Annotated in this window: 12 protein-coding genes; 2 read left to right on the forward strand and 10 right to left on the reverse strand. The window is 68.9% G+C overall.

Annotation, left to right across the window (positions count from 1 at the left end; translation table 11 throughout):
- Positions 1–157: 157 nt before the first annotated feature.
- The 9 genes from WDC87_RS18295 to WDC87_RS18335 form a co-directional block, all read right to left on the reverse strand.
- Positions 158–916 carry a 2,3-dihydro-2,3-dihydroxybenzoate dehydrogenase gene (locus WDC87_RS18295; RefSeq protein WP_252744756.1) on the reverse strand — a complete coding sequence of 253 codons (759 nt, stop codon included), beginning with the start codon at positions 914–916 and terminating at the stop codon, positions 158–160.
- The gene (locus WDC87_RS18300; protein WP_252744757.1) at positions 907–4,797 is read right to left on the reverse strand and encodes an enterobactin synthase subunit F; all 3,891 of its coding nucleotides are present in this window, start codon (positions 4,795–4,797) and stop codon (positions 907–909) included. Before WDC87_RS18300 ends, WDC87_RS18295 begins: the two co-directional genes overlap by 10 nt.
- On the reverse strand, positions 4,794–5,051 hold the full coding sequence (locus WDC87_RS18305) for a phosphopantetheine-binding protein (protein ID WP_072167534.1): 258 nt from the start codon (positions 5,049–5,051) through the stop codon (positions 4,794–4,796). The genes WDC87_RS18300 and WDC87_RS18305 overlap by 4 nt, the downstream gene beginning before the upstream one ends.
- Positions 5,051–5,683 carry an isochorismatase family protein gene (locus WDC87_RS18310; protein WP_151355294.1) on the reverse strand — a complete coding sequence of 211 codons (633 nt, stop codon included), beginning with the start codon at positions 5,681–5,683 and terminating at the stop codon, positions 5,051–5,053. The genes WDC87_RS18305 and WDC87_RS18310 overlap by 1 nt, the downstream gene beginning before the upstream one ends.
- A complete protein-coding gene (locus tag WDC87_RS18315; RefSeq protein WP_072167533.1) occupies positions 5,683–7,335 on the reverse strand; it encodes an AMP-binding protein in 1,653 nt (550 codons plus the stop codon). The genes WDC87_RS18310 and WDC87_RS18315 overlap by 1 nt, the downstream gene beginning before the upstream one ends.
- Positions 7,332–8,525, reverse strand: a complete 1,194-nt coding sequence (locus tag WDC87_RS18320; protein ID WP_072167532.1) for an isochorismate synthase — start codon at positions 8,523–8,525, stop codon at positions 7,332–7,334. The genes WDC87_RS18315 and WDC87_RS18320 overlap by 4 nt, the downstream gene beginning before the upstream one ends.
- Positions 8,522–9,718 (reverse strand): MFS transporter, encoded by a 1,197-nt coding sequence (locus tag WDC87_RS18325; protein ID WP_072167531.1) that lies wholly within the window; start codon positions 9,716–9,718, stop codon positions 8,522–8,524. The genes WDC87_RS18320 and WDC87_RS18325 overlap by 4 nt, the downstream gene beginning before the upstream one ends.
- A 154-nt stretch (positions 9,719–9,872) precedes the next feature.
- The gene (locus WDC87_RS18330; RefSeq protein WP_032129991.1) at positions 9,873–10,184 is read right to left on the reverse strand and encodes a DUF3817 domain-containing protein; all 312 of its coding nucleotides are present in this window, start codon (positions 10,182–10,184) and stop codon (positions 9,873–9,875) included.
- A gap of 177 nt (positions 10,185–10,361) precedes the next feature.
- A complete protein-coding gene (locus WDC87_RS18335) occupies positions 10,362–11,297 on the reverse strand; it encodes a TIGR03571 family LLM class oxidoreductase (RefSeq protein WP_088496088.1) in 936 nt (311 codons plus the stop codon).
- A 66-nt stretch (positions 11,298–11,363) separates the two neighbouring features.
- On the opposite strand from WDC87_RS18335, the gene WDC87_RS18340 reads away from it, so the two are divergent.
- Positions 11,364–11,813, forward strand: a complete 450-nt coding sequence (locus tag WDC87_RS18340; RefSeq protein WP_252744758.1) for a GNAT family N-acetyltransferase — start codon at positions 11,364–11,366, stop codon at positions 11,811–11,813.
- A gap of 101 nt (positions 11,814–11,914) precedes the next feature.
- Positions 11,915–13,435 carry a thioredoxin family protein gene (locus tag WDC87_RS18345; RefSeq protein ID WP_252744759.1) on the forward strand — a complete coding sequence of 507 codons (1,521 nt, stop codon included), beginning with the start codon at positions 11,915–11,917 and terminating at the stop codon, positions 13,433–13,435.
- A gap of 132 nt (positions 13,436–13,567) precedes the next feature.
- Here the strand turns inward: WDC87_RS18345 and WDC87_RS18350 are convergent.
- The coding region (locus tag WDC87_RS18350; protein WP_188248859.1) for an IS3 family transposase at positions 13,568–13,662 on the reverse strand (95 nt) is incomplete at its 5' end.

Consider the following 13,662-nt stretch of genomic DNA (forward strand, 5'->3'; position numbering starts at 1 on the left):
TGGGTCGATCATTGGGCGCTGGCTGTCGGGCCAAGCCTCGATGGGGGCTGGGAGATGAAGCTGAATGAGGTTGCCGGCCAGCGGCCGGCACTACCGGGGGCTATGGACTACCGGCCAGCGGCCGGCACTACCGTTGCCGGGCAGCGGCGGTCGGGGCTCAGGCGCGCAGGGTGGCGCCGCCGTCGACGTACAGGTCGCTCATGGCCACGTGCCCGGCCTGTTCGGAGAGCAGGAACATCGCCGCGTGCGCGATGTCCTCGGGGGTGGCCAGCTTGCGCAGCGGAATGCCAGCCTTGTAGGTCTCCAGGTTGCCGGCGATCACCCGTCCGGCGCCGTGCTCGTCCTGCCACATGCCGGTCTGCATCGGGGTCAGCGTCGAGCCCGGGGCGACGATGTTGCAGCGGATGCCCAACGGCGCCAGCTCCAGCCCGAGGCAGCGGGTGAACATCGTGGCGGCGGCCTTGGATGCCGCATAGGCGGCCATGCCATGCCTCGGCACACCGGCCGCATTCGAGCTGACGGTAACCATCGCGCCCTGCCCGCGCGGAGACATCACCCGCGCCAGGGCACGCCCGACATGGAACACCCCGTCGGTGTTCACCGCGAACACCCGGCGCCAGTCGTCATCGCCGGTCTCGGTCACGCCGCCCACATGCAGCACACCGGCCACGCTGGCGCCCAGCATGATCGGCCCGATGCGGGACTCGACCTGATCCACCAAGCCGTCCACGGCGGCACTGTCGGTCACGTCGAGTGCGAAGGTATGCACACGCACATCTGCCGTAACAGGCGCCTCGCGATCGGTCGCCACCACGGTGCAACCGGCCTCGGCCAGTAACCGTACCAGTGCCTCGCCGATGCCGCCGGCAGCGCCGGTGACCAGCGCCACGCGGCCTTCAAAGCCGGTCAACTGCATGTTGCGATCTCCTGTTGCTCGTCCCATTGGCGCAACCGCGCCGACAACCACGGCGCCAGCTGCGCCACCGCATCGCGGCCGGTCAGTTCTGCATGCAGGAACGGCAGTTCCAACGACTGCACCCTACGCGCGTGTGCCCGCCACAACGCCGACTGCAACTGTGGCCGCGCCTGGTGATCCCGGCCCGCACGCACATGCACCAGCGTGCCATCGAACGGCCGGTGGATATGCTCACGGATCAGTCGATTGGTGCCGGTCACGGCGCGCACCACGCCATCCAGCACGACATCCGGCAGGCTACCCAGCGCACTGCCACCACGACGCAGGAACGCGAGAATGCGCTCCTGGCTGTCCAGTTCCGGATGCGCATCCGGGTCATGCCCGGCAATCGCCAGCAGTGCCCGCAATGCGGCGATGGCATCGGGTTCCGGCTCGGCCCGCCAGCACTCGCTGGGATAGGCGTCCAGCAGTACCAGTTCGCCGACCTCGCGCCCGATCTCATGCAGTCGCACCGCCATTGCCTGCGCGAGGATGCCACCCACCGACCAGCCCAGCAGGTGTACCGGCCCCTTTGGCTGCAATGCAACCACGCGCTGTACGTAGTCGCTGGCCATCGCCTCGATGCTGCTCGGCAGCGGCTGCCGCGCGTCCAGTGCCGGCGACTGCAGGCCATATACCGGGCGTGCCGGCTGCAGTGCCCGGGCCAGGGTGCGGTAGTTCCAGGCGATGCCGCCGGCCGGGTGCAGCACGAACAGCGGCGTAGGCCCGGCAGCGTCGGTCGCGGCCAGCGCGATCACCGGCCCCAGTGCGTGATCGGCCAGCGCGGGTGGCTCGGCAATGCGAACCGCCAGCGCGGCCACGGTGGGCTGGGCAAACAACGCCCCCAGACCGAGATCGCAGCGCCAGCGCTGTTCGATCGCCAGCAGCAGGTGCACCGCCGACAGCGAGTCACCGCCGAGACTGAAGAAATCCGCATCCACCGCCACCGGCGCTTCTCGCCCGAGTGCCTGGGCAAACAGCGACGCCAGCTTCTGTTCCAACGGCGTGCGCGGCGCCAATCCGGCGACCTCATGTTGTGATGGTTTCGGCAACGCGTTGCGGTCGAGCTTGCCGTTGGCGGTCACCGGCCAGTGGTCCACGCCGACAAACGCCGAGGGCACCATGTAGTCCGGCACACGCGTGGCCAAATGGCTGCGCAGCATCACGGCATCGGCAAGCGCAGTCGGCACATACGCCACCAGACGCGCGTCGCCGGGCGCATCCTGGCGCAGCAGCACTTCCACCCGCTCCATGCCCGGCAGTTCGCGCAAAGCCGCCTCGATCTCGCCCAACTCGATGCGCAGGCCGCGCAGTTTCACCTGATGGTCGCTGCGGCCCAGGTACTCCACCGCGCCATCGCTGCGCCAGCGCGCTATGTCGCCGGTGCGGTAGATTCGCTCGCCCGCCAGGAAAGGATCGGCAAGGAAGCGTTCGGCAGTCAGGTCCTCGCGACCGAGATAGCCGCGCGCCAGCTGCACACCGCCCAGATAAAGGTCACCGGCCACACCGACCGGCACCGGCTGCATCCGCGCGTCCAGCACGTAAAGTCGGGTATTCCAGACCGGGAAGCCGATCGGCACCGGCCGCGATCGATCCTGCGCCGACGCCGGCCAGTAGCTGACGTCCACCGCGGCTTCGGTCGGGCCATACAGGTTGTGCAGCTCGGCGTGCATGCGCGCGTGGAAGCGGTCGCGCAACGCGGCGTCCAGCGCCTCGCCACTGGTGAATACCCGTCGCTGCTGCAGGCCTTCGGAGGCCGGTGCAGCGAGGAAGGCATCGAGCATCGACGGCACGAAATGCGCCGTGGTGATGCCATGGCCACGGATCAAGCGGGCCAGTTCAGTGGGGTCGCGATGCGCATCGGGCCCGGCAATCACCAGCGTTGCCCCGCACAGCAACGGCAGGAAGAACTCCCAGACCGACACATCGAAGGTGGCCGGGGTCTTCTGCAGCACGCGGTCATCGGCGCGGATGCCGTAGTGCTCGCGCATCCACAGCAGGCGGTTGACGATGGCGCGGTGTTCGATGACCACGCCCTTCGGCTCGCCGGTCGAACCGGAGGTATAGATCACATAGGCCGCATCGCTGGGCGCCGGATCGGCCCAGGACGCAGCGAAGCTCAGCGCGGCCCACTGCTCCGGCGCGAGCACCGGTACGCCGGCCATGCGCGCCGAAACCTCGGACGCAGCCAGTACGCACACAGGCTGTGCCGAGGCGAGGATGCGCGCCAGCCGCTCATCGGGATGGGCAAGGTCCAGCGGAAGATAGGCCGCGCCTGCGCGCAGCACCGCGACCAGCGCGATCACCAGCTCCAGCGAGCGCGGCAATGCCACCGCCACCACGCTGCCCGGGCCGACATCCATCGCCCGCAGCTGTGCCGCCAGCGCGAAACTGCGCGCTTCCAGCGTCGCGTAGTCCAGCGTAGTGTCGCCGAACACCAGCGCCGGCGCGTGCGGATCCCGATCCATGCCCTGCTGCAGCAGCTCGACCAGGGTCGTCTCCGGCAGCGCGTGCGCGGTGGCATTGAATTCCTGCAGCACCTGCTGCGCCTCCTCGGGCGTCGCATGGGGCACGGCTGCGATATCGTCAGCCTGCAGCGCCGCCGATACGAAATGCAGCAGCCGCGCCGCGTGCGCCTCGACATCCTCGCGACTGTACAGCGCGGGATTGGCCTCGATTTCCAGATCCAGCAGCGCCTGGCCATCGCCACGGAAGCCCAGCGTCAGGTCATCCACCGGCCCGGTGCACAGCACCTCCAGCGTCGCCTGCACGCCGGGCAGCGCCAGCGCCTTGTAGAACGGCTGCACATTCACCAGCGGACCGTGCAGGCGCTGCTGCGCGCCGACCAGGCCCAGGTCCCGGCGCAGCTGCTCACCGCGGTAACGGCCGTGCTTGCGCCCCTGGCTGAGCTGCCGACCCAGGCCGCGGGTGAAGGCCTCGACGCTGCCCTCGCCGGCCGCCACGCGCAGCGGCAGCACATTCATCACCATCGCCGGCACCCGCGCCGACGCGTTGCCCAACCGCCCCATGTAGGGCACGCCCAGCACCACTTCATCGGCGCCACTCATGCGCCGCAGGTACTCGGCCGCCAGCGCGACCAGCACATCCGGCCAAGGCTGCAGCCAACGCACCGAAGCCTGCAGCAACAGCTCACGGAATGCCGCATCGAGCGGCTGCACCCAGCGCAGCGCGTCGTCACTGGCCGCGAGCGTGCCGGCCAGGCCTGCACCTGCCGGTGCGCCCTGCATGTGCTCGCGCCACCACTGCCCGGCCTGCACGCGGCGCGGATCGGCACGAAACGCGGCATCATCGGCCAGCACGCCCGCCAGCCCCGGCAGTGACTCACCGGTACGACCGGCATACAACGCGCACACCCGATCAGTGAACAGCGCCATGCCGTAGCCATCGGCCGCCAGATGATGCACGCGCAGGTACCAGACCCAGCGCAGGCCACCCAGATCGAACAGTACCTGCTGGCTGATCCGGTCGCGGGCGGGATCGACCGGGCTCAGCCGGTCGGCGTGCATCAGGTTGCGTGCCGCAGCGGCGGGATCCGCCTCGGTAGAAACATCGCGCACCGAAAGCAACGGCACGTGTGCCGGGTCATGCCACTGTAGTGGCTGGCCATCGGCACCTTCGGCAAAGCGCAATGCGAAAGCCTCGGCCTCGCGCGCAGCCTGGTCTGCGGCTGCGACGAACGCGGCCACGTCCAGCGGGCCGTCGATCCATACCGCGTGCGCGGTATTGAATGACGGATTGTCCGGTGCCAGCCGCTGTGCGAACCACAGCCCCGCCTGGGCCTCGGTCAACGCCACCGGCGTGGCCAGCGCTGCGGCGTTCATGCGTTCTGCGCGGCCTGCAGTTGCTGCACCACACCCCACCACCGGCGCAGCGTGGTGTGCTCGGCCAACTGCGAGAACTCCAGCGGAAGGCCAGTGTTGCCCCAGGCCAGGACCAGGCCGAGCATGCGCATTGAATCCAGGTCCAGGTCGATCAGGTTGTCGTCGTCACCGATCTCGGCCGGCGTGCACTCCAGCACGCGCGCCACGTCGGCGCGCATCCGCTCCAGATCCAGCGCCTCACCCATGGCAGCCATCACAGCACCTCCAGCAGCTGATCGGTGGTCAACGGCACACCACAGGTGCGCGCGATCCAGTGCAGCGCCTGATCGTGATCGGCACGCGAGAAGTCCGCCACCGCATCGGCGGCGATGAAGGCCTCGATGTCACGCTGGAAGGCCTCGACGACGGTCGCGGTACAGCCGATATGGGCGTACACGCCGGTCACCAGCAGCTGGTCACGCCCACGTACCCGCATCAGCGTCTCCAGGTTGCTGCGCTGGAAGGCGCTATAGCGATGCTTGACCAGCACATGCTCGCCCGGCTGCGGCGCCAGCGCCTCGATGATCGGCTCATGATCGGCGCTGCGACGCATGCCCGGTCCCCACAGGTCGGCCTGCAGGCCACGATCACGCCGGTCCTGGTCGCCATGCTGGGCGGTGTAGAACACCGGAATGCCCTGCGCGCGGCAGTGCGCCAGCAGGCGCACGATGTTGTCCACCGCCGGCCGCAAGGGCGTGCTGCCGGCGTCGAATGCCGCCAGGAAGTAGCGTTGCATGTCGTGCACCAGCAAAGCCACACGATCGCGCTGCGGGCGCCACGGGCCACGCGCCTGCGGTAGTTCGGCGGCGGTCGGCAAGGGATAGTCGGTGATACGGGGCAGCGCCATCAGCGCGTTCCTCCTGTTTGTTGCAGATGACGCGCACGCAGCTGCGCGCGCAATTCGCGGCGGCTGATCTTGCCGACCGCCGTGGTATTGAAACTGTCGACGAACACGATCTGGTCGGGCACCTTGAACGCCGCCAGGCCGCGCCCGCGCATCCAGGCCTTCAGTGCCGGCGCCTTGAACGGTTCGCCCTGCGGGATCACAAAGGCGCAGCTGCGCTCGCCCAGGTACTCGTCGGGAATCGAGACCACGGCCGCATCGAACACGCCGGGATGTGCCAGCAGGTGGTCCTCGATCTCTTCAGCAGAGATTTTCTCGCCCGCCCGGTTGATGTGGTCACCCGCACGCCCCTGTACCACCAGGTAGCCCCCGGGCAGCTGCTGCACGCGGTCACCGGTACGGTAGAAGCCGTCATCGGTGAACGAGCGCGCATTGGCCACCGCATCGTTGTGGTAGCCACGGATGGTGTACGGGCCACGGGTGAGCAGATGCCCCACCTCGCCTTCGGCCACCGGCTGGTCATGGTCATCGACCACGCGCACTTCGTCGTCCGGACTGATCGGCCGACCCTGGCAAGCCACGATCAGGTCCTCCGGATCATCCAGCCGCGTGTAGTTGACCAGGCCTTCGGCCATGCCAAACACCTGCTGCAGCGTGCAGCCAAGGCCGTCGATCACTCGCCGTGCGGCTTCCGGCACCAGTTTGGCACCGCCCACCTGCAGCACCTGCAGGCTCGACAGGTCATACTTGCTGGTGGCGGCGGCCTGCGCCCACAGCAGCGCCAGCGGCGGCACCAGGCCGCAGCAGGTCACCCGCTCCCGTGCGATCAGCGGGAATGCGGCGTCCGGCCCGGGGCCGGGGCTGAGCACCACGCGGGCACCGGCATACAACGCGCCGAAGAAGCCGGGCGAGCTCATCGGGAAATTGTGCGCGGCCGGCAGCGCGACCAGGTAGACGCTGTCGCGGTCGATGCCGCAGATTTCATTGCTGGCACGGAACGAATAGATGTAGTCGTCATGCGTGCGTGGAATCAGCTTGGACAGCCCGGTGCTCCCACCGGAAATCTGCAGGAACGCCACCGACTGCGGGTCCGGATCGGGCGGCAGCTGGCTGCGGTCACCCTGCAGCGCCTCCAGCGCGATGAACTCCGCCGCATCGCCGTCGATCACCACATGGCGCACTGCCGGGGCCTCGGCCTGTAGTGCCCGCGCCAGCCCGCGATGATCGAAGCCATCGTGCAGTGCCGTGGTGATGTAGGCACTGGCTTCGGCCTTGTTGGCGAAGTGCGCCAGCTCGGTGATGCGGTGCGCCGGCAGCGCGTACACCGGCACCAGGCCGGCCCGGAACAGGCCGCAGACCGTGGTGATGAAGCCTGCGGTGTTGCCCAGCTGCACCAGCACCCGTTCGCCAGGCTGCAGGCCCAGCGCCAGCAGGCCTGCACCGATCCGCCCGGCCTCGTGCCACAGCTGCGCATAGCTCAGGCGCACGTCGCCGGCGACCACCGCGATGTCATCGGCATAGCGTTCTGCACGTTCGCGCAGGAACGCCGGAAAGGTCTCGCCACGCCAATGACCGGCCTCGCGATAGCGCGCGATCAGGTCATCCGGCCACACCTGCTGCAGTGCCAGGCGGGAAGCGTCAGTGGAGGTAGTCATGCGGCAGGCTCGATCGCAGGCGCGGATTCATGGACACCCAACGCATTCAGCAGGGCAGCGAACTTCGCAGCGGTCTCGGCCACCTCGGCCTCGGGCTGCGAGTCGGCAACGATGCCGGCGCCGGCGAACAGGCGCAGCTGCATTCCCTGCAGGCGTGCGCAGCGGATTGCCACATACCAGTCGCCGTCACCCTGCGCGTCCAACCAGCCCACGGCGCCGGCATAGAAGCCGCGCGGTACCGGTTCCAGTTCGCGTATGCGCTGCAGCGCCGCCAACCGCGGCGTACCGCAGACGGCCGGCGTGGGATGCAGCTGCGCCAGCAGCTCGGCCGCCGATGTCTGCGGATCCTTCAGGGTGGCATGGATGCGGGTACCCAGATGCCACATGCTGGCGGTGGCATGCAGCGCCGGCCGCGGCTGTGCATCGATGTGGCTGCAGTACGGCGCCAGGCCGTCGACGATGGCCTCGACCACATGGCGGTGCTCGTCGTGGTCCTTGGTCGAGGCCAGCAGCGCCTGCGCGGCCTGCTCGTCCTCGGCAGCATTGGTGCTGCGCCGCGCGGAGCCCGCCAGCGGGTGCGACAACAGCTCGGCGCCGCGCTTGCGCAGCAGCAATTCCGGGGTTGCCCCCACCAGCCAGGCTGGCGCCTGACCCGGCGCCACCGGTAACGGCACCGCGTAGGTCGCCACCGAAGGATCCGCGCCCAGGCGGGCCAGCAGAACCTCCGGGGAAAGTGACTGCCGCGTGCGTGCCAGCAGGCTGCGCGCCAGCACCACCTTCTGGAGGTCCAGTTCGGGCGCGCGCAATGCCTGCACCGCCGCAGCCACCGACGCCGCGTACGCCTGCGCCGAAGGCTCGGCCTGCAGGGCACCCTCCAGCGCTGGCGCGGCCTGTGGCTGCAACGGCAGGGCCGGCAGCAGGCGCTCGGGCTGGTACAACGCGTCGTCCGCACGGGGTTCGAAAGGGACTGCGCCGACCAGCAGGCCCGGCCCACCGCGCTGCTGCTCGAAGAAGGACGCAACGCGCTCTGCCAACGTCGCCAGCGCACCGGCCGGCAGCGTGGCGCGGCAACCGCGTGCGTGCACGTGCTGGCCAGCGTGCCGCAGGAGGAACAGCGACGCGTCGTCGCTGCTCTCCTGCGGCGCGGGCGCGGCCTCCGGCCACGCGCCCTGCATCAGGGAATCGTTCATGGGGTCTCCTTCATCCGATGCGCTGCAGCCAGCGCGCACAGCAACAGCAGCAACGCGCCGACCAGGAGGTATGGCAGGCTGGGCCCGCCGCGATACACCAGCGTGCCGAGCATCGGCCCGGCCACCATGCCCAGTCCCTGCGCGGCAGCGACAGTACCGGCGGCGGCGCCCTGCTCGTGCGCCTCCACCGCGTCGGCGGCCAACGCCTGGAACGAAGGGAATACGAAGCCCATGCCGAATGCAGCCAGTGCGTAGGCCGCAGGCAGTTGCCAGGCCTGCTGCACGCCCGCCACCGAAGCAAAGCCGATGCCTGAGATCACGGCGCCGAGGACGATCCAGCGCCGCGGATGAACCTCCAGCTTCATCACCAGCGCCTGCGCCAGGATCAGGCCAACGCCGACCGCCGTCAGCGCGATGCCGGCCATGCGCGCACCGGCCGCCGCATCCAGTCCCAGCCGATCAATCGCGAAAAAGCCCACCGTCACCTGCGCGATGGTCACCGAGACCATGGCGGTGAACGCCGCCAGCTGCGGCAGGCGCAGGCGCGGGTCGAGGCACCTCATCGGCGCGCGGCGCTGGGCGGAAACGCCCATCACAGGCGGTGTGGCCGGCAGTCGCCAGGCCAGCAGCGCCAACGCCAGCAGTGGCAACAGTGCGGCTACATACAGCGCCAGCGACAGGTTCGTATAGGCCAGCCAACCCGCGGCAGCCGGGCCCAGCACCATGCCCAGTGCGTTGGCGCTGCCCAGGCGGGCGAGGAACTTCGCACGTTGCCCAGTCGGCGCCTTGTCGGCGATCAGCGCAGCTGCGGTAGGAGGCACCGCTGCGTAGAAAAGGCCGATCAGGCCGCGCGCAGCAACCAGCACCAGCACTGACACCAGCACCGGCGGCACTGCCTGCAGGGCCACGTCGATGAACACCGCCAGCGCGATGTAGACCACGGTGTAGGCACTCATCGCCAGCATCAGCACACGCTTGCGGCCGATGCGGTCGCTGAGCTTGCCCCAGGGGCGCGCGGCCAGCATCCACAACACGCCTGCGGCGGTGACTGACAGCCCGGCATGCCACTCGGACAAACCGAGCATGCGGACCACCGGGCCGATCACGGCGACGAAGGACATCATCGCCATGGTGCCGATCAGGGCAGCCAACACCAGCGCCGGCAAGCCGGGAACGACGGGACGTGCGTGCATGAAACACCAGCCGTAACAGGGAAGGATTGGCCGGACGCGCCTGCGCGCCCCACCCGGCACCGACCCTGCTAAGGGCCAGATGCCACCCTTAAATGATAACGGCTCGTATTTGCATTTGATACCCATTCTCTTGAATGGGCCCGCAACAGTGGGTTCAGCGCATTGCACGCAAGCCGAGCAGGCCACGGCGCTTGAACCACCACTCCAACGGCAGCGTCACCAGCGGCGGGATCGCTGCCAGCAGGGCCAGGGCACTGGCCCACCACGGCCAGCGCAGGCGCACCGCCGCAAACAGCGTCACCGCCACATAGACCAGGAAGGCCACGCCGTGCAGCGGCCCGAACAGCTTCACCAGCGCCACGTTGGCCATCGGGCCGTATTTCATCCACATGCCGATGAGCAGGCCGGCCCAGGTCACGGCCTCGATGAAGGCGACCGCGGCGAACAGGCGTCCGGTCGGGTGCATGGGGGAACGTTGGGTCACACGGGGCTCCGGCAGCGGGGTATCAAATGCGAATGATACGCAGATGCCTGCTGCATGTAGAGTCGAGCAGTGCTCGACTGCTTCTGCCTCGGCCACTGAAGGAAACACTCAGCAGTTCAGCGGGCGCAGCGGTGAGAGCGTGTCCACCAAGGTGTACACCTACCCGAGCATATGCGGCAGAACCTGCTCCCCGATCTCACGCAGCACCGCGTCCATCGGCCGCCCGTTGTCGACCAGATTGAACATCACGTGCGCCACGCCCTGCCCATGCACGCGCAGCAGATAGTCACGCAGGCCATCGCGGCCGACCTTCAGGCCCAGCGGCAGCGGCTCGGGGGGCGCCTGCGGATCCGCCTGCAGATCCAGCAGCATCGACTGCACGAATGGCTTGCCTGGTCCGCCGCGCTGCGCCAGCGCCTGCTGCCACAGGCCGATGCGCCCCTCCTGCGCGGCCTCCTCACGATGATAGGTGACCCAGCCTTCGGCCTCGCGCGCGATCCACTGCAGGCTCTGCCGTGCGGTACCCACCACCAGCATCGGAACGCGGGTTGCCGGCGCCGGAAGTACGTCGAAGCCACCGGTCGCCTGCAGTACGGCGGTCCGCTCATCGGTCTCCGGTGACAGCGCCGCGCGCAGCAACGTCCAGCGCTCACGGAAGGTCGCCGCCCTGCCCTCCAGATCCTCGCCGAACGCAGCGAATTCTTCCGGGCGATCACCCGAACCCAGCCCCAGCACGAACCGCCCGCCGCTGATCCGGTCCAGGCTCAACGCCGACTTCGCCACCTGCAGCGGCTGCCGCAATGGCAGCACGATGGCCGCGCTGCCGACCACGATGCGCTCGGTCGCAGCGGCCAGCATGCCCAGCCACAGGAACGGATCGTCCAGCGCACTTGCTGTCGCGTCCGGCCCCTGCGGCACCATCAGCGGCACATCGCGCGCCCATAGCGCGGCGAAACCAAGATCGTCGGCCAACCGCGCGATGCGCCGCGCCTCATGCGGATCGGCCAGCCCCTGCGACGCCACCGGCGTCATCAGGCCCAGGCTCAAGCCCTGCCGTGGAAACAACGCAGCGTGCGCGGGATTGAAATCACTCATGCCTGCAGCTTAGCGTGCAGGCACGGGGCAGCGAGGGCGCGCAGCCCGCCACGGGAAGAACACTGCATGCCGACGATCCGCCCTGCCCGCGTCGATGACCTGCCTGCGATCAGCGCGGTGTGCCTGGCCGCGTTCACTGCGGCGGTGGCGCCCTCGCTCAGCACAGCCGGCATCGCCACGTTCGGCAATGTCGCCGCCGCCGATGCGTTCGGTGAACGCCTGGACGGCGACAACCATATCCTGGTGGCCGAGCAGGACGGCCGTATCGTCGGCGTGGTCGAGTTGAAGGAAGGTCGCCACCTGGCGATGCTGTTCGTTGATCCCGCCTGCCAGGGAAAGGGCATCGGCCATGCACTGTTCGAGGCGGTGCTGCCGCAGGTACGCGAGCCGGTCCTGACCGTACGCGCATCGCTCAATGCTGTGCCGACCTATCTGCGCTATGGCTTCGTGGTTGACGGTGAGGCCGGCGAGTTCAACGGCCTGGTCTACCAGCAGATGGTGCGGGCGGCCGCCTGAAGGCAGCGGGTGTCATGCCCAGCTGCCCAGCCGATATAAGCAAACTGAATCAGCGGCTTCCCTGCGCGTTCCTACAATGCCCTGTCACCCTGCCCTTCGAGATGCTGCCGATGCGCGTCGCGCTTTCCGTGTTGCTGCTGGCTTCGGCGCTGAGCGCCTGCACCCCGGCCCCGGTTTCCACCGCCAACTCCGCCGAGGCACCTGCGCCGGCGAAGGGAATCGCGTGGCGCCAGGGCGACGTCGATGATGCCTTCGCCGAAGCCGCAGACAGCGGCAAGCCGGTGCTGCTGTACTGGGGCGCGGTCTGGTGCCCGCCGTGCAACCAGCTCAAGGCCGGCCTGTTCAAGGACCCGGCCTTCATCGCCTTGACCGGCAAGTTCGTGCCGGTCTACCTGGATGGCGACGAGGAAGGTGCGCAGGCCTGGGGCGAACGCTTCGGGGTGCGCGGCTACCCGACCCTGATCGTGCTGGACCCACAGCGCAATGAACTTACCCGCGTGGCCGGTGGCAACGACGCCGCCGAACTGACCCGGGCATTGACCGTCGCGGCCGGGCGCCGCAGCGCCATCGCCGCCACCCTGGCGACGGCACTGGCCACGCCGGAAAAATTGGCCGCCGAAGACTGGCAGGTACTGGGCGACTACGGCTGGGAAGTCGACGCCAACCGTCTGGCTGGCGGGCGCAGGGGCCAGGATGTACTGCGCCAGCTGTCCAAGGCCGCACCCGACGCGGCGCTGCAACGCCGCTTCGCCCTGCTGGCCCTGGCCACCGCCGACACGCCCGCCAGCTCGCCTACCGAAGTACGCGAGCTGCTGCAGGCCGTGCTGGCGCAGCCGGCCGAAGTCCGCCGCAACCGTGAGTTGCTGGGCTATGCAGGCGCACAGTTGGTCCAGCAGGCCAGCGCCGGCCCGGCCACCCGCAACACGCTGGGGCAGCAGCTGCTGGTCGCGCTGGAGCGCGCAGATGCCGAGCGCGGCGACCGCGCCGACGACGCATTGTCGCGCGCACTGACGGAAGTATCGCTGGCCCGCCAGCAGCAGCAGAAGGGCGCACTGCCCGCGCCGCTGGTTGATCGGGTCAAGCAGCGCGTGGCCGTGGCCGATGCCACCGCCACTGATGCGCATGCACGCCAGGCCACGATCAGCAGCGCGGTCTACGCACTGCGCCAGGTCGGTGACGACGCCGGTGCCGAGGCGTTGTTGCTGGCGGAACTGAAGCGCAGCGAGCAGCCCTACTACTACATGCCCGAGCTGGCCGAACTGGCCGAGCAGCGCGGCGACACTGCCGGTGCGCTGGAGTGGTTGAAGCGTGCCTACGACGGTGCGCAGGGCCCGGCCACCCGCGTGCAATGGGGCGTGCTGTACGTGGAAGGGTTGCTGAAGCTGGCGCCGAACGACGCGCCGCGCATCGAGCAGGCCACCGCCTCGCTGATCGCCGAACTGGAGGCGCAGCCGTCGGGTTACCACCAGCGCACCCGCCAGCGTTTCGAGCGCCTGGCCGGGCAGCTGAAGGCGTGGAGCGGGAAGCACCAGGGTGCCGAGACGCTGGCGCGGTTGCAGCAGAGGATGCAGCAGGCGTGCGGTGAACAGGTGGATGGCGCGTGCAAGGACTGGTTGAGTTGAGTTGATGAAAACGCGGGCGGCTGGTTCGCCTGCCGGCGCCTTTGTTGATACCGGTTGTGGCGGGGGGAGGGGCTGGCCGGGACACGCCGTAAACCCATCCTTGAAGTGACCCCCGAGACTTGGACGGTGGGGTCAGGCGGCTGCTTGGGCCTGTTCCCGGTACTTTACCGGGCTTAGCCCCTTCAATTTCAATCTGATTCGCTCTTGGTTGTAGTACTTGATGTACT

It is taken from the genome of Stenotrophomonas maltophilia group sp. Smal12, assembly GCF_037079935.1.
In the GTDB taxonomy this organism is placed as follows: Bacteria; Pseudomonadota; Gammaproteobacteria; order Xanthomonadales; family Xanthomonadaceae; genus Stenotrophomonas; species Stenotrophomonas sepilia.

Excerpts from the sequence above, each read along its gene's own strand:
- WDC87_RS18315 (WP_072167533.1), bottom strand. The coding sequence starts at position 7,335 with ATGACTACCTCCACTGACGCTTCCCGCCTGGCACTGCAGCAGGTGTGG.
- WDC87_RS18345 (WP_252744759.1), top strand. The coding sequence starts at position 11,915 with ATGCTGCCGATGCGCGTCGCGCTTTCCGTGTTGCTGCTGGCTTCGGCG.
- WDC87_RS18325 (WP_072167531.1), bottom strand. The coding sequence starts at position 9,718 with ATGCACGCACGTCCCGTCGTTCCCGGCTTGCCGGCGCTGGTGTTGGCT.
- WDC87_RS18340 (WP_252744758.1), top strand. The coding sequence starts at position 11,364 with ATGCCGACGATCCGCCCTGCCCGCGTCGATGACCTGCCTGCGATCAGC.
- WDC87_RS18320 (WP_072167532.1), bottom strand. The coding sequence starts at position 8,525 with ATGAACGATTCCCTGATGCAGGGCGCGTGGCCGGAGGCCGCGCCCGCG.
- WDC87_RS18330 (WP_032129991.1), bottom strand. The coding sequence starts at position 10,184 with ATGCACCCGACCGGACGCCTGTTCGCCGCGGTCGCCTTCATCGAGGCC.
- WDC87_RS18295 (WP_252744756.1), bottom strand. The coding sequence starts at position 916 with ATGCAGTTGACCGGCTTTGAAGGCCGCGTGGCGCTGGTCACCGGCGCT.
- WDC87_RS18300 (WP_252744757.1), bottom strand. The coding sequence starts at position 4,797 with ATGAACGCCGCAGCGCTGGCCACGCCGGTGGCGTTGACCGAGGCCCAG.
- WDC87_RS18335 (WP_088496088.1), bottom strand. The coding sequence starts at position 11,297 with ATGAGTGATTTCAATCCCGCGCACGCTGCGTTGTTTCCACGGCAGGGC.
- WDC87_RS18305 (WP_072167534.1), bottom strand. The coding sequence starts at position 5,051 with ATGGCTGCCATGGGTGAGGCGCTGGATCTGGAGCGGATGCGCGCCGAC.
- WDC87_RS18310 (WP_151355294.1), bottom strand. The coding sequence starts at position 5,683 with ATGGCGCTGCCCCGTATCACCGACTATCCCTTGCCGACCGCCGCCGAA.